The sequence below is a fragment of the Halorhodospira sp. 9628 genome (assembly GCF_022228075.1).
In the GTDB taxonomy this organism is placed as follows: Bacteria; Pseudomonadota; Gammaproteobacteria; order Nitrococcales; family Halorhodospiraceae; genus Halorhodospira; species Halorhodospira halophila_A.
On the sequence record NZ_JAJNRF010000001.1, the window covers coordinates 139,391 to 154,354 of the forward strand.

The 14,964-nt window shown below is 67.0% G+C and carries 15 protein-coding genes and 2 tRNA genes; 7 read left to right on the forward strand and 10 right to left on the reverse strand.

Annotated elements, in window-relative coordinates:
• The first annotated feature begins 111 nt into the window (after positions 1-111).
• The gene (locus LRG10_RS00630) at positions 112-279 is read left to right on the forward strand and encodes a hypothetical protein (protein WP_238634417.1); all 168 of its coding nucleotides are present in this window, start codon (positions 112-114) and stop codon (positions 277-279) included.
• A gap of 62 nt (positions 280-341) precedes the next feature.
• On the opposite strand, the gene LRG10_RS00635 is transcribed toward LRG10_RS00630, so the two are convergent.
• The 8 genes from LRG10_RS00635 to LRG10_RS00670 form a co-directional block, all read right to left on the reverse strand.
• Positions 342-418, reverse strand: a tRNA-Arg gene (locus LRG10_RS00635).
• A 51-nt stretch (positions 419-469) separates the two neighbouring features.
• Positions 470-559 (reverse strand) — tRNA-Ser (locus tag LRG10_RS00640).
• Positions 560-608: 49 nt separating this feature from the next.
• On the reverse strand, positions 609-824 hold the full coding sequence (csrA, locus tag LRG10_RS00645; RefSeq protein ID WP_201171118.1) for a carbon storage regulator CsrA: 216 nt from the start codon (positions 822-824) through the stop codon (positions 609-611).
• A gap of 123 nt (positions 825-947) precedes the next feature.
• Positions 948-2,198: an aspartate kinase gene (locus LRG10_RS00650; protein WP_201171121.1), complete on the reverse strand. Its 1,251-nt coding sequence runs from the start codon at positions 2,196-2,198 to the stop codon at positions 948-950.
• 71 nt (positions 2,199-2,269) lie between these two features.
• Positions 2,270-4,861 carry an alanine--tRNA ligase gene (gene alaS, locus LRG10_RS00655; RefSeq protein ID WP_201171178.1) on the reverse strand — a complete coding sequence of 864 codons (2,592 nt, stop codon included), beginning with the start codon at positions 4,859-4,861 and terminating at the stop codon, positions 2,270-2,272.
• A 4-nt stretch (positions 4,862-4,865) separates the two neighbouring features.
• The gene (gene recX, locus LRG10_RS00660) at positions 4,866-5,351 is read right to left on the reverse strand and encodes a recombination regulator RecX (RefSeq protein ID WP_201171124.1); all 486 of its coding nucleotides are present in this window, start codon (positions 5,349-5,351) and stop codon (positions 4,866-4,868) included.
• The gene (recA, locus tag LRG10_RS00665) at positions 5,348-6,412 is read right to left on the reverse strand and encodes a recombinase RecA (RefSeq protein ID WP_201171181.1); all 1,065 of its coding nucleotides are present in this window, start codon (positions 6,410-6,412) and stop codon (positions 5,348-5,350) included. Before recA ends, recX begins: the two co-directional genes overlap by 4 nt.
• 264 nt (positions 6,413-6,676) lie before the next feature.
• The gene (locus LRG10_RS00670; protein WP_201171127.1) at positions 6,677-7,177 is read right to left on the reverse strand and encodes a CinA family protein; all 501 of its coding nucleotides are present in this window, start codon (positions 7,175-7,177) and stop codon (positions 6,677-6,679) included.
• Positions 7,178-7,214: 37 nt separating this feature from the next.
• Between LRG10_RS00670 and mutS the strand changes: the two genes are divergently transcribed.
• Together mutS and fdxA are read left to right on the forward strand one after the other, a co-directional pair.
• Complete coding sequence (gene mutS, locus LRG10_RS00675; RefSeq protein WP_238634419.1) at positions 7,215-9,824, forward strand: DNA mismatch repair protein MutS; 2,610 nt, start codon at positions 7,215-7,217, stop codon at positions 9,822-9,824.
• 105 nt (positions 9,825-9,929) lie between these two features.
• Positions 9,930-10,253, forward strand: coding sequence for a ferredoxin FdxA (gene fdxA / locus LRG10_RS00680; RefSeq protein ID WP_011814444.1), 324 nt, complete (start codon positions 9,930-9,932; stop codon positions 10,251-10,253).
• Between the two features lie 14 nt (positions 10,254-10,267).
• Here the strand turns inward: fdxA and xerD are convergent, their stop codons facing one another.
• Positions 10,268-11,143 (reverse strand): site-specific tyrosine recombinase XerD, encoded by an 876-nt coding sequence (gene xerD / locus LRG10_RS00685; RefSeq protein WP_238632550.1) that lies wholly within the window; start codon positions 11,141-11,143, stop codon positions 10,268-10,270.
• 89 nt (positions 11,144-11,232) lie between these two features.
• A complete protein-coding gene (locus tag LRG10_RS00690; RefSeq protein ID WP_201171132.1) occupies positions 11,233-12,042 on the reverse strand; it encodes a slipin family protein in 810 nt (269 codons plus the stop codon).
• An 84-nt stretch (positions 12,043-12,126) separates the two neighbouring features.
• Here LRG10_RS00690 and rlmM point away from each other — a divergent pair, with 84 nt between their 5' ends.
• The 4 genes from rlmM to LRG10_RS00710 all read left to right on the forward strand — a co-directional run bounded on the left by rlmM (position 12,127) and on the right by LRG10_RS00710 (position 14,928).
• A complete protein-coding gene (rlmM, locus tag LRG10_RS00695; RefSeq protein WP_238634421.1) occupies positions 12,127-13,149 on the forward strand; it encodes a 23S rRNA (cytidine(2498)-2'-O)-methyltransferase RlmM in 1,023 nt (340 codons plus the stop codon).
• A gap of 84 nt (positions 13,150-13,233) precedes the next feature.
• The gene (locus tag LRG10_RS00700; RefSeq protein WP_201171135.1) at positions 13,234-13,650 is read left to right on the forward strand and encodes a SufE family protein; all 417 of its coding nucleotides are present in this window, start codon (positions 13,234-13,236) and stop codon (positions 13,648-13,650) included.
• Between the two features lie 74 nt (positions 13,651-13,724).
• On the forward strand, positions 13,725-13,883 hold the full coding sequence (locus tag LRG10_RS00705; RefSeq protein WP_201171187.1) for a hypothetical protein: 159 nt from the start codon (positions 13,725-13,727) through the stop codon (positions 13,881-13,883).
• 19 nt (positions 13,884-13,902) lie between these two features.
• A complete protein-coding gene (locus tag LRG10_RS00710) occupies positions 13,903-14,928 on the forward strand; it encodes an alpha/beta hydrolase (protein WP_238634423.1) in 1,026 nt (341 codons plus the stop codon).
• The last annotated feature ends 36 nt before the right edge of the window (positions 14,929-14,964 follow it).

A 14,964-nucleotide genomic window follows, 5' to 3' on the forward strand; every position in this document is an offset into this window, starting at 1 on the left:
GGCGCTGGGGCATGGCCGGGGTACCCGACACCAACCCCTGTCAGGGCATCCAGCGCAACCGGGAGCAGGCGCGCCGAGCGCTACCTGGAAGACTGGGAGCTGCGGGCGCTGATGGCCGCCTCCGGCCCGCAGCTTCGGGCGATCATCGAGGTGGGCTGTCTCACCGCGCTGCGCAAGTCCGACCTGCTGCGCCTGACCCTGGCCGCTCACTCGATTGGCGAGACCACCGAGACCTACGTGCGGGCGAGGGATAAAGTGATCGTGGCGCCCACCCGGTGAGTGCCACGTCCAAGGAGGATGGCAGACAGCCTGGCCGTTTTGGCAGACAATCTGCTGTAAGTTGGCGCGCCGGGGAGGATTCGAACCCCCAACCTTCTGATCCGTAGTCAGATGCTCTATCCAGTTGAGCTACCGGCGCTATAAAGCGCTTTATTCTGCCGTTGACTGCTTGCCGAGTCAACCGTTGTTTTGGCGGAGAGAGAGGGATTCGAACCCTCGAAGGGCTTTCGCCCTTACTCCCTTAGCAGGGGAGCGCCTTCAGCCACTCGGCCATCTCTCCGTAGGGTGCGTACCTTAAGGGATAGACCCCCTCCCCGTAAACCCTCGAGCTACTGCGAATCGGCACCCTGCCCAGGGGCCGCCTCCGGGACATCGCCATCCTTCTCGTGACGGATCCGCTCATAGATCTCTTCACGGTGCACGGAGACATCCCGCGGCGCATTTACACCGATTCGCACCTGGTTACCCTTGACCCCGAGCACCGTCACACTGACATCGTCGCCGATCATCAGCGTCTCGCCCACTCTCCTCGTGAGTATAAGCATCGAACTTGACTCCTTGATTATGCCACCGCTACCGGCGCCTCTTGAGCGGGCGGCCGCTTCGCCCTCCAGGGCGGTCCGGGACCTAGCCGTCACCCCTTTCCGCCCCGAAGGACCGAAACTGCGCTACTCGTCGGAGAGACCCTCAAGCTCGGCCACGGGCTGGACATCCAACTCAAAGGCCTTGTGCAGGGCGCGCACGCCAAGCTCCAAGTATTTCTCCTCGACAACCACCGAGATCTTGATCTCCGAGGTTGAGATCATTTGGATATTGATCCCCTCGTTGGACAACGCACGGAACATGGTGTTCGCCACGCCGGCGTGGGAACGCATCCCGACGCCGACCAGGGAGAGCTTGACGATCTTGTCATCGCCATAAACCTCCCGGGCCCCCAACTGTTCGGCGTTGTCCCGGACCAGATCCAGGGTGGCCTGATAATCGCGCTTGTGGACCGTAAACGTGAAATCCGTCAGCCCCTGCTGGCTGATGTTCTGGATGATCATGTCCACTTCGATGTTCGCGTCGGCCACCGCCCCGAGGATCTTCGCCGCGATCCCCGGCGTATCCGGCACCCCGATGACAGAGATCTTCGCTTCGTCGCGATTGAACGCAATACCGGAAATCAGCGGCTCTTCCATTCCCTCTTCCTCGTAGGTGATGAGCGTTCCAGGCCCTTCTTCGAAGCTGGACAGCACCCGCAGGGGGACGCGGTACTTGCCGGCGAACTCCACGGCCCGGATCTGCAGGACCTTGGAGCCTAAGCTGGATAGCTCCAGCATCTCGTCGACCGTAATACGGTCCAACCGCCTCGCCTCGGGCACGACGCGCGGGTCGGTGGTGTAGACCCCATCCACGTCGGTATAGATCTGGCACTCGCTCGCTTCCAGTGCAGCTGCCAGCGCCACGGCCGTGGTATCGGAACCGCCACGGCCCAGCGTGGTGAGCGCGCCTTCCTCGTCGACACCCTGGAAGCCCGCGACCACCACGACACGTCCCCGCTGCAGATCCTCTTGCAACGGCTCAGCATCGATATCGAGGATCCGCGCCCTGCTGAATGAGCTGTCGGTCAGGATCCGCACCTGCGCACCGGTGTAACAGCGCGCCGGACAGCCGATCTGCTCCAGCGCCATGGTCAGCAGGGCGATGGTGACCTGCTCACCGGTGGACAGAAGCACGTCCACTTCACGTGCCGGAGGATCGGAGTGGATCGACTCGGCAAGCTCGACCAGGCGATTGGTCTCACCACTCATCGCGGAGACGACGACGACCACGTCCTCTCCGGCCTCGCGGCTAGCCTTGACCTTCTCGGCCACTGCCTGGATGCGCTCGGTCGTCCCGACCGAAGTTCCACCGAATTTTTTGACTACCAGCCCCATGGGCATTCCTCAGCTAGCAGGGGCGCCTCACCCTCCTATTGAAAGCATTATAGGATGGTTATTAGACGCCATTAAGTCAAGTTATCCTTAATCCAGGCTTCCACAGAAGCCAACGCATCATTGACGCGGCTTGGGTCTTTCCCGCCCGCTTGGGCGAAGTCCGCCCGTCCTCCGCCACGCCCCCCGACCTGGGCGGCGACATGATTAACCAGATCACCGGCGGAGAGGCGATCGGTCAGGTCCTTGGTCACGCCCGCGACCAACTGAACCTTCTCGCCCTGGACCGCCGCCAGCACGATCACCCCGCTACCGAGCTGGTTCTTGAGCTGATCCAGCGTATCCCTCAACCCCTTGCCACCCCCCTCAACGCAGGTGGCCAGGAAGCGGACACCGGCAACCTCGCCAGCATCGTCTAGCAGTGACCGACCGGCCTGGGTCGCGAGCTTCTGCTTGAGGCGCTCAATCTCTTTCTCCTGCTCGCGGGCGCGCTCGCTGAGCTGCTCGACTTTCATCACCAGGTTGTCGGGACCCACCCGCAACAGATCCGAGAGGCGATTGAGTCGCTCCTCGGCCTCTTGGACCCAGCCAAGGGCACGCTCACCGGTCAACGCTTCGATACGGCGCACCCCGCCGGCAACGCCGGTCTCGTCAACAATCTTGAACAGACCGATGTCACCAGTCCGCGCGGCGTGGGTGCCGCCACAGAGCTCCCGGGAATAATCACCCACCGAGATCACCCGCACCGTATCCCCGTACTTCTCACCGAACAGGGCCATGGCCCCAGCCTGCACCGCGTCCTCGTAGGCCATGTTCGCGGCCTCGACGGGGTGGTTGGTGAGGATCTCCTCGTTGACGCGCGCCTCGATTCCCGCCAGCTCTTCGCGCGACGGCGCCTCGTAGTGGGAGAAATCGAAACGCAGCCGGTCCGGTGCCACGAGAGACCCCTTCTGCTGGACATGGTCGCCGAGGACTTCGCGCAGGGCTGCGTGCAGCAGATGGGTGGCAGAGTGGTTGCGCACGGTCGCTTCGCGAGTCCCGCGATCCACCCGAGCGGTCACTTGGTCCCCCACGCCCAGCTGGCCCGCCTCAAGCCGCCCCAGGTGGCCGTGGGCGTCTCCCTGCTTGACGGTGTCCTCTACCCGGAAGCGTAGCCCGTTGGCCAGGATCTCGCCGCGATCGCCCACCTGGCCACCCGATTCGGCGTAGAACGGGGTCCGGTCAAGAACCACCATGCCCTGCTCACCAGCCTGCAGCTGCTGCACCGAGCGGCCATCCTGATACAGGCCGGTCACCGAGCCGACATCCTCCAGCGTCTCGTAGCCAGTAAAGCGACTCTCCCCGGCATCGACCACTTCTTCGCGGGCACCGCCGAACCGGCTCGCCGCCCGCGCGCGCTCGCGCTGCTCGGCCATGCGCGCCTCGAAGCCTTGATCATCCACCTCCAGGCCGCGCTCGCGGGCGATATCGGCGGTCAGGTCCACCGGGAACCCGTGGGTGTCGTAGAGCTTGAACACGACCTCACCGTCGATCACCCCGCTGTCGCTGCCCGAAAGGTAGTCGTCGAGCAGCGCGAGACCGTCCTCGAGGGTCTCGCGAAAGCGCTTCTCCTCCTGGAAAAGGATCTTCTCGACAAACTCCCGGCGCTCGCGAAGCTCAGGGAACGCCTCCCCCATGACCGTGTCGAGCGACTCGACCAGGCGATAGAAGAACGGCTCATCGATGCCCAGCTGGTAGCCGTGACGCACGGCCCGGCGAATAATGCGTCGCAGCACATAGCCGCGCCCCTCCGTGGAGGGCAGCACCCCGTCGACGATCAGGAAGGAGCAGGCCCGGATGTGGTCGGCGACCACCTTGAGCGACGGCTTGCGCCGGTCGGCCACCCCGGCGATCTCGCCGGCAGCATCCAGCAACGGCGTGAACAGGTCCGTCTCGTAATTATCGTGAACGCCCTGCATGACCGCAGCCAGACGCTCCAGCCCCATGCCGGTGTCGATGGATGGGCTCGGTAGCGGGTGCAGATTGCCCTCGGCGTCGCGGTCATACTGCATGAAGACGAGGTTCCAGACCTCGATATAGCGGTCGCCGTCTTCGTCCTCGGACCCCGGCGGACCGCCCGCAACCTCGGGGCCGTGGTCGTAGAAGACCTCGGAGCACGGACCACAGGGGCCGGTATCGCCCATGGACCAGAAGTTATCGTGGGCACCGATTCGCCGGAAGCGCGCCGGATCCACGCCGATCTCTTCCAGCCAGATCCGCGCCGCCTCGTCGTCGTCCTCGTAAACCGTAACCCAGAGCCGTTCGGCCGGAAGGCCGACCACCTCGGTGAGGAATGTCCAGGCGTAGCGGATGGCATCCCGCTTGAAGTAATCGCCGAACGAGAAGTTGCCAAGCATCTCGAAGAAGGTGTGGTGCCGGGCGGTGTAGCCGACGTTCTCAAGATCGTTGTGCTTACCGCCGGCGCGCACGCAGCGTTGGCTGCTCGCGGCCCGCTGGTAGCCGCGCTGCTCCCGCCCGAGAAACACCTCCTTGAAGGGGACCATCCCGGCGTTGGTAAAGAGCAGCGTCGGGTCGTTGGCCGGCACCAACGGCGAACTCGGCACGACCTCGTGCCCCCGCTCCCTGAAGAACTCCAGGAAGGCGGCGCGCAACTGCGCCGATGTCATGTTCTCACCCATACGGGCCCCTTTCGTCGTCTTCGTCCGCGGCGGCCACAGCCGCACGCACCTGTTCTGCCGTAAACCCGCGCCTTTGCAGGAATTGCGCCTGCCGCAGCGCCTCTCGACGATCCGCAGGAACGACCGCGCCGAAGCGACGCTGACGGACCGCGCGGGCCTGCTCCCACCAATCGACACCGGCGTCCGCCAGCGCCTCGTCGATCACACCGCCGATCACTCCGCGCTGGCGAAGCTCCTGCGCGATACGCACCGGACCCTGGCCCCGCTCGACGCGGCTGCGCACAAAGACTTCCGCAAAGCGCGTCTCGTCCAGCAACCCCTCATCGACCAGGGCCTCGAGCACCGGCTCCACCTCGCCCGGATCGAAACCGCGGCGGGCCAGCTTCTGCGCCAGCTCACGCCGCGTGTGCTCGCGCCGGCCCAGCAGGCGCAGGGCTACATCCCGCACAGCCCCGGGCTCCACCCCGGCTTCGCTCATGCCCCCTTGCCGGAGTCCGAATCCGAGCCGGAACCGTCGCCCTCGGTCGCTTCGGCCTCGGGAATAGCCGTACCGAGGACCTTCTCGCGGATGCGGGCCTCGATGTCGGCGGCGATCTGCGGATTGTTGCGCAGGAATTGCCGGGCGTTGTCCTTGCCCTGCCCGATGCGATCCCCGTTGTAGCTGTACCAGGCACCGGACTTGTCCACGAACCCTTGGGCGACGCCCATATCGATGATCTCACCCTCGCGGGAAATCCCCTCGCCGTAGAGGATCTCGAACTCCGCCTGCTTGAACGGCGGTGCCATCTTGTTCTTGACCACCTTGACCCGGGTCTCGTTACCAAGGACCTCGTCACCTTTCTTGATGGCCCCGAGGCGGCGGATGTCCATGCGCACCGACGAGTAGAACTTGAGCGCGTTGCCACCGGTAGTGGTCTCGGGGCTGCCGAACATCACACCGATCTTCATGCGGATCTGGTTGATGAAAACCACCAAAGTGTTGGAGCGCTGGATACTGCCGGTGAGCTTGCGCAGCGCCTGGGACATCAGCCGCGCCTGCAGACCCACGTGGGAATCGCCCATCTCGCCTTCGATCTCGGCCTTCGGCGTAAGGGCGGCCACCGAGTCGACCACCACCACGTCGAGCCCTCCCGAGCGGACCAGCATATCGGCGATCTCCAGCGCTTGCTCGCCAGTATCCGGCTGCGAGACCAACAGGTCGTTGATATCCACCCCGACCGCCTCCGCGTAGTCCGGGTCTAGGGCGTGCTCAGCATCAACGAATGCCGCCGCGCCACCGGCCTTCTGCGCCTCGGCGATGATGTGCAGGGTCAGTGTCGTCTTCCCGGACGACTCCGGCCCGTAGATCTCGACCACCCGCCCGCGCGGCAGGCCACCAATACCCAGCGCCACATCCAGGGCCAGTGACCCGGTGGAGATGCTCTTGACATCCCCGCGCACGGCACGGGCGTCACCCATGCGCATGACGGCGCCCTTGCCGAACTGCTTCTCGATCTGCCCCAATGCGGCGCCGAGCGCCTTCTTGCGATCGTCATCCATTTCCGAATCCACCTCGTCGCGTGATTGCCCCATGATGACGGGCTCCGGCGCCCCCTCGACCCGGTCTGCGTCCCTGCCACCGGCCCGCCGCCAGGGTCGCGGATTATTCCACAACCCGGCCGAGTCTTTCACCCGGCACCATCGAACGATTCTAACAGCCCCGCCGGCATCCTTGGCGCCGTCACGCCCCCTGACTCGAGGTATCGGCCGCTAGCGCCCAGCGCTGGAGTATCTGATATAGACGCGGCCTGTCCGCACCACCGCTCAAGCCGCCCCCCGGCAACGCTCCAGCAGCCCTTCAAGGGCCATAGCCACGCTGGCCCGGCGCACGGCGTCCCGATCCCCTGGGAACCGGTACATCCGGGCCTGGACCCCGGCCGGCGACCCCCAGGCGATCCACACCGTGCCCACGGGCTTGGCCGCCGTCCCGCCCTCGGGGCCGGCGACACCAGTCACCGCCACGCTGTGGGTCACCGGCGCGCGGCCCAGCACCCCAAGGGCCAACGCCTCGGCCACTTCCTGGCTGACCGCGCCGTGCTGCTCGATCAGTCGCTGCGGGACGCCTGCCAACTCCCGCTTGGCCGTATTGCTGTAAACCACCAACCCACGCTCGAACCAGCTGGACGCACCACCACCATCGGTCAGGATCTTGGCCAGCAACCCGCCCGTGCACGACTCCGCCACCGCCAGACTGAGGTCGTATCGCTGCAACGCCTCACCAACCTGTCGCGCGTGCTCTTGCAGTGTGCGGTCGTCGTGTACCATATCTCCCCCTCATCCAACGCGGCACCGGAATCACCCCATGGCAGCAGCTACCCAAGAGGCCGAAACCGCCGAGGCAGGCGCCGGACACACCCCGATGATGCGACAGTTCCTGCGCATCAAGTCGGAGTATCCGGAGACTCTGCTGTTCTACCGGATGGGTGATTTCTACGAACTATTTTATGAGGATGCCGAGCGCGCCGCGAAACTCCTCGACATCACCCTGACCACCCGGGGCGAATCAGCGGGCGCGCCGATCCCGATGGCCGGCGTGCCAGTCCAGTCCGTCGAGAGCTACCTCGCCCGCCTGGTCCGGCTCGGCGAGTCGGTGGCCATCTGCGAGCAGATCGGCGATCCCAACGCCGCGAAGGGGCCGGTGGAGCGCCAGGTGGTGCGGGTGGTCACCCCCGGCACCCTGACCGAGGACGCCCTGCTCGAGGAGCGCAGTGCCAACCTGCTCACCGCCGTGGCCCCAGGGCCCAAGGGCCGATTCGGCGTGGCTTCCCTAGAGCTCTCCTCCGGGCGCTTCTCGGTGCTCGAAGCACCCGACCAGGAGTCCCTCGCTGCCGAGCTCGAGCGCCTAAGGCCCGCGGAACTCATCCTCCCCGATGATGACCAGACTCCGGCGCCGGAGGGGGGATGCGTGGCACAGCGCCGCCCGCCGTGGCACTTCGAGCACGATACAGCCCGGCGCCTGCTCCTGCGCCAGCTGGGCACTCACGACCTCTCCGGTTTCGGCGCCGAGGAGCTGCACGCCCCGGTGACCGCCGCCGGTGCGCTCCTGCAGTACATTAATGAGACTCAGCGGGCTGCCCTGCCCCACGTGGGCGCCCTGACCGTCGAGTCGAGGGACGAGGCCATCACCATCGACGCCGCCAGCCGGCGCAACCTGGAGATCGAGCGCAACCTCTCCGGGGGGACCGAGCACACCCTGGCTTCGGTGATGGACACCAGCGTCACCGCGATGGGCGGCCGGCTGCTGCGCCGTTGGCTCCAACGCCCCCTGCGTCAGAGCGGGACCATCGCTGCCCGCCATGCCGCCGTGGCTGCCCTGGCCGACGGTGCCTTCGCCGACGTGCGCAACGCCCTAGAAGGCTGCGCCGACGTCGAGCGCATCCTCGCCCGGGTCGCCCTCGGCACGGCGCGCCCCCGGGATCTGACCGGCCTGCGCGATGCGCTGGAGCGTCTGCCCCAGCTGCAGATCCTTCTCGGGCAGCTCAACAGCCACCGCCTGCAGGAGCTTGGGGTCGAGCTCGATGAACACCCGAAGACCGTCGACCTGCTGCAGCGGGCGATCATCGATGCACCGCCGGCAACCGTGCGTGACGGCGGCGTCATTGCTGACGGCTTCGACGGCGAACTCGATGAGCTGCGCTCGATGTCGCGCAATGCCGATGACTACCTGGCTGCGCTGGAGGCCGAGGAGCGGGCGGCCACCGGGATCCCGACCCTCAAGGTGGGCTTCAACCGAGTCCACGGCTACTACATCGAGGTCAGCCGCAGCCAGAGCAGCCAAATGCCGGAGCGCTACACCCGCCGCCAAACCCTCAAGGCGGCCGAGCGGTTCATCACCCCGGAACTCAAGCGCTTCGAAGAGCAGGTCCTTTCCGCCCGCGAGCGCGCCCTGGCCCGCGAGAAGGCGCTCTACGAAGAGCTGGTTGCCGGCCTCGCCACCGAGCTAACCCCCCTCCAGCACAGCGCCGCCGCACTGGCCGAGCTAGACGCCCTGGCCGCCTTTGCCGAGCGGGCCCGGACCCTCGACTATGTCCAGCCGGAGCTGGCCGACACCCCCGGGGTACGCATCGAGGGCGGCCGGCACCCGGTCGTCGAACAGGCCCTGGATGCCCCCTTTGTGCCCAATGACGTCCGCCTGGACAACCGCCGGCGCATGCTGCTGATCACCGGTCCGAACATGGGCGGCAAATCGACGTACATGCGGCAGACCGCCCTGATCACGCTGTTAGCCTACGCCGGCGCCTTCGTCCCGGCGCAACGCGCGGTCCTGGGCCCCATCGACCGCATCTTCACGCGCATCGGTGCCGCCGACGACCTTGCCTCGGGCCGCTCCACCTTCATGGTGGAAATGACCGAAACGGCCAACATCCTCCACAACGCCACCGCCGAGAGCCTGGTGCTGATGGACGAGATCGGCCGCGGCACCAGCACCTTCGATGGCCTGGCCCTGGCCTGGGCGACGGCCGAGCGCCTCGCCACGCGCATCCGGGCCTTCACGCTGTTCGCCACCCACTACTTTGAGATGACCGCCCTGGAGCAAATCCACCCCGGGGTCATCAATGTCCACCTGGAGGCCGCCGAACACGGCGAACGCATCGTCTTCCTGCACGCCGTGCGCGACGGCCCCGCCAACCAGAGCTACGGACTGCAGGTGGCCGCCCTCGCCGGGGTCCCGCAGGAGGTCCTCCAGGCAGCTCGGGAGAAGCTGCGCAGCCTCGAGTCGGGCGATGGCGACGACAGCGGCTCCGCCCAGCTGCCGCTGTTCGGCCCCGAACCGGTCCTGCAGCCGCCGGCGCAGCCGGAGCCCGAACCGGACCCGGTCCGCACGGCGGTCGAAAACCTTGACCCGGATGGGCTGACCCCGCGGGAAGCCCTCGAGACCATCTATTGGCTGAAGGGACAGTGCGAGGAGTAGGACCGCGGTGCATGAGTCGTTAGAATGCTCGCCGCGGGTAGGGTGCCCGGTTGGGCACCATCACCTCCCAGGTGAAGGACCTGAAACGGCAACGGAGCCAGTTACATGACCTACGTCGTCACCGAGAACTGCATCAAGTGCAAGTACACCGACTGCGTGGAGGTCTGCCCCGTGGACTGCTTCCACGAGGGGCCGAACTTCCTGGTCATCGACCCGGATGAGTGCATCGACTGCACCCTCTGCGAGCCGGAGTGCCCGGCCGAGGCTATCTACTCCGAGGACGACCTGCCGCCGTCCATGGAGCACTTCCTAGAGCTCAACGCCGAGCTCGCCCAGAAGTGGCCGCTGATCACCGAGAAGAAGGATCCGCCGCCGGACGCCGAGGAGTGGGACGGCAAGCCGGACAAGCTCCAGCACCTGGAGCGCTGAGCCTCCGGCCGGGTTCAGCCGCGCGGGTGGTGCGCGGCATGGAGCTGTTGCAGACGCTGCCGGGCCACGTGGGTGTAGATCTGGGTGGTGGACAGATCGGCGTGGCCCAGCAGCATCTGTACAGCACGCAGATCCGCACCGTGGTTGAGCAGATGCGTGGCGAAGGAATGGCGCAGCGTGTGGGGCGAGATGGCCGGATCGATCCCCGCTTCGACGGCGTAGCGCTTGACCCGGTACCAGAAGGCCTGACGCGTCAGCCCTTCTCCGCGGCGCGTCACGAATAGGGCTTCGGCCACCCGACCACCAAGCAGCAGCGGACGCACCTCATCCAGGTATCGGCGCAGCCAGTCCAGGGCCTCCTCGCCTAGCGGGACCAGACGCTCCCGCCCCCCCTTGCCGACGACCCGCACCAGACCCTGGCGCAGGCTTACCCCGTCCACCCGCAATGCCACCAGCTCCGAGACCCGAAGCCCGGTGGCGTAGAGCACCTCAAGCAGACAGCGGTCCCGCAGTCCCAGCGGCTCGTCGGTATCCGGCGCAGCAAGCAGGGCCTCGACCTGGCGCTCGGTCAGCGTGCCCGGCAGGGGGTGGCCGAGACGGGGCGCCTCGACCTCGGCGGTGGGATCCTCGCCACGGACCCCGGTCGATACCAGCCGGCGATAGAAGCGGCGCAGGCTGCTGAGCAGACGCGCCGTGGTCCGCGGCCGCGCCCCGGCGGCCACCCGCTCGGCCAGATAGGCCAAGACATCGCTGCGCTGCGCCGTGGCAAGCCCGCCCCCGTGGCGCCGGTCAAGGAACGCGGCAAACCCCTCCAGGTCCGAGCGATAGGCCGACAGGGTCGCATCGGAAAGCCCCTGCTCGGCCCACAGGGCGTCGAGAAAGCCCTCGATCTGCGCGGCATCCTCGGCGCCGGGGGCGGGCCGCTGCCGCGGCCGTCCCCGGCGCTCCCCACCTTCGACCCCCTGGCTCCGCCGTCGGCTCAGCGCGCACCTCCATCACCGGTGGTCGTCCCCTGCCCGTGGGCACCGCTACCAGGCCCGTGCCCCTCGCTGTATCCAAAGGCACGCAACAGCTCCAGCGGAAGCGGGAAGACGATCGAAGAACTCTCATTCTCGTTGGCCACGGTGACCAGCGTCTGCAGGTAGCGCAGCTGCAGCGAGGCCGGGCTCTGGCCGAGCACCTCGGCGGCATCCCGCAGCTTCTCGGCCGCCTGCATCTCGCCTTCGGCGTGGATGACCTTGGCCCGCCGGGCACGCTCGGCCTCGGCCTGCTGAGCGATGGCCCGGATCATCGACTCGTCGATATCGACGTGCTTGATCTCCACGTTGGCCACCTTCACGCCCCAGTAGTCCGTCTGCTGATCCAGGATCTCCTGGATGTGCGCGTTGAGCTTGTCCCGCTCGGCCAGCATCTCGTCGAGCTCGTGCTGGCCAAGCACCGATCGCAGCGTGGTCTGCGCCAGCTGACTGACCGCCGAGAGGTAGTCCTCAACATTGATAATGGCCCGCTGCGGGTCGATGACGCGGAAGTAGAGCACCGCGTTGACGCCGACCGAGACGTTATCCCGCGAGATCACATCCTGGCTCGGTACGTCCATGACCACCGTGCGCAGGTCGACGCGGACCATCTGCTGGATGAAGGGGATGACCAGGATCAGGCCCGGGCCCTTAACGCTCCAGAAACGCCCGAGCTGGAAGATCACACCTCGCTCGTACTCGCGCAGGACCCGGATCGCCGAGACGACGATCGAAAGCAGCACGGCGAGGACGACAATAAGAACGGTTTCCATGGGTATACCCCTCAGGCACGGTACGAATGCGCCTTCTCAGCATAGTCGCCCCCGGGGCGGGCTCGCTACCCGTACAATGGGGCCATGGAATGGCAAGGTTGGATCCTCCACTGCCGCGCCGGCTACGAGCAGAGCCTCGCCTCCGAGGCTACCGCAGCGGCGCGCGAAATCGGCGTACACGGCTATTGCCGGGCACGGGAGCAGAGCGCCTATGTGGTCTTCCACGCCCCGGCCGGGGACGCCCCGCAACAGCCACCGCCATTGGTCTTTGCACGCGCTGCAGCCGGCCTATTCGACGAGCTGCAGGGGCTCCCGGAAGGCGGCCGCGCGGAAGCCATTGCGGCGGCGCTGCCCCCGGCGACCGGCGGTGCCTCCCCATGGCTCGAGTACCCGGACAGCGACGAAGGCCGTCCCCTGGCCCGCTTCTGCCGACGCTTCGCTGGCCCCCTGCGCCACGCGCTGACTCAGGCCGGGGTGACTGCCGGCGATCCGCAGCAGCGTCTGCGCCTGCTGTTCCCCGACTCCCGCCACTGCTTAGCCGGTGTCGGCCCTGCCAGCGGTTGGCCGGGCGGCATCCCCCGGCTGCGGATGCCGCGAAGCGCGCCAAGCCGCTCGGTGCTCAAGCTCGAGGAGGCGCTCCACCGCCTGGTTCCGGAGCACGAGCAGCCCTACCCCGGCGAACACGCCGTGGACCTCGGGGCGGCCCCGGGCGGCTGGACCTGGCTGCTGCGCGAGCGCGGGCTCACCGTGACCGCCATCGATAACGGCCCGCTCGCCCCGGACCTTGCCCAAGATCCCGGTGTCGAACACCGGCGTACCGACGCCTTCCGCTTCCGGACACGAGCGGAGGTGGACTGGCTGGTCTGCGACGTCGTGGACCGGCCGCAGGGGATCACACGCCTGATGGCACAGTGGCTGCGCGAGGCGCGGGCCAGGGCGGCAGTATTCAATCTGAAGCTGCCCATGCGCCGTCCACTGGAGACCGTGCGCCACGCCCTGGAGGCGATCCGAGCCACCGGCGCGCGGGTGCACGCCGCGCAGCTCTATCACGACCGTGAGGAGATCACCGTCTACGCACGGCGGACGGCCTCGCGGAATCGGTCGTAACGTATTATCCTATAGATCCCTATCTGTACTCCGCCCGGTGCCGGACCCACCGCACCGGCCAGACTCCGATCACGACAAAAGCCTATGGATCTCAACGAGTTAAAGGAGACCTTCGAGTTCATTGAGGACTGGGAGGAACGCTACCGCATCCTGATCGACCTGGGCCGGCAACTGCCGGAATTCCCGGAGGCGGAACGGACTGAGGCCAACCGGGTGGAGGGCTGCACCAGCAACGTCTGGCTGGTGTGCCGGCGCGATGAAAACGACCCGCAGCGGCTGGTCTTCCTCGCCGACAGCGACGCTTTCATCGTCAAGGGATTGATTGCGCTGGTGCTCATGGCCTACTCCGGCGCCACGCCGGACGAGATCCAGCGAACCGATATCCGTGAGGTGTTCCGCCAGCTGGGACTGGAGCGCAACCTCAGCCCCAACCGGCGGGACGGCTTCTTCGCCATGGTCGATCGCATCCATGAGCTGGCCGCCGAGGCTCAGGCCGCCTGAGCCACCGGAACAGGTCGCAGACGCAAGCCACCCACCAGGCGCCAACCAACTCAGGACGGATGAACCGAGACCCCTTGCAGAAACAACCCGATATCAAGCAGCGGCTGCAGGAACTCTCCCTCGACCAGCTGCGGGAACTCCACCGAGCCATCGACCGGGAGATCGAGGCGCGTTCCTTTGCCGACAGCCTCGAGGCGCAGATGCGTCTGTTCATGCGCCGTCGCGACCAGTAGGCAGCCAACCGGGGCCCCCTTGCGCAGACTGACCCTCGCCATCACCCCGCTGCTGCTTGCCACGCTGGCGGTCGGCTGCAGCCGCGCCGCTGTGGACGGCCCGGCAGACCCGCCCGGCGAGACACCCGCCTGGGGTGAGGGGTACATCCTCGCCGACGACGGTTACCGGCTACCTTACCGACGCTGGGGCCCCGAGCACGACGACAGCGCCGACGCTGTGGTTCTGGCGCTGCACGGGCTCAATGACTATAGCCGCGGCATGCGCTTCGCTGCCGAATACCTCGCCGAGGGCGGGGTCGCCACCTACGCCTACGACCACCGAGGTTTCGGTGAAACCGGGGACGCGGGCACCTGGCCTGGGGGGCAGGCACTGATCGACGATGCCGCCACGGCCGTCGAGCTGCTGGCCGAACGCTACCCCGATACCCCGCTCTACCTCATGGGCCATAGCATGGGCGGGGCCATCGCCATGATCCTGGTCGCCGAACAATCGCCGGAGGCGATCACCGGCACCGCGCTCCTGGCCCCGGCGGTCTGGGGGCGCGAGGCGATGCCCTGGTATCAGCGCACCGGCCTGTGGCTCTCTTCACGCCTGACCCCCGGTCTGCGCCTGAGCGGCGAGGATCTGGGGGTCGATCCGACGGACAACCCCGAGGTCCTCGAGGAGTGGCGAGAGGATCCGCTCATCCAGCGCGAAGTCAGTGCCCGCGCCTTGGCCGGGGTCACCGACCTCATGGACCGCGCCCTAGAGGCCAGCGAGCAGCTGGACTCGCGGGCACTGATCCTTTACGGCGAGCAGGATGAGGTCATCCCGCCAGAACCCACCTGTCTGATGCTCCATCGGCTCCCGCAGCGCCCGCCGAGACAGTGGCGCCTGGCCCTCTACCCGGAGGGCCATCACCTGCTGACCCGCGACCTGCAGCGCGACCGCGTACACGCGGACCTGCTTGCCTGGCTCCAGGACCCGGAGGGGGCGCGTCTCCCGTCAAGCCACGAGGTCGGGCATCGGGAGGGGCTGTCGCGACTGTGCGGTCACCGCGACTGAGCCGCCCCCTCACCCCGGGGCGACGAACCATCATTG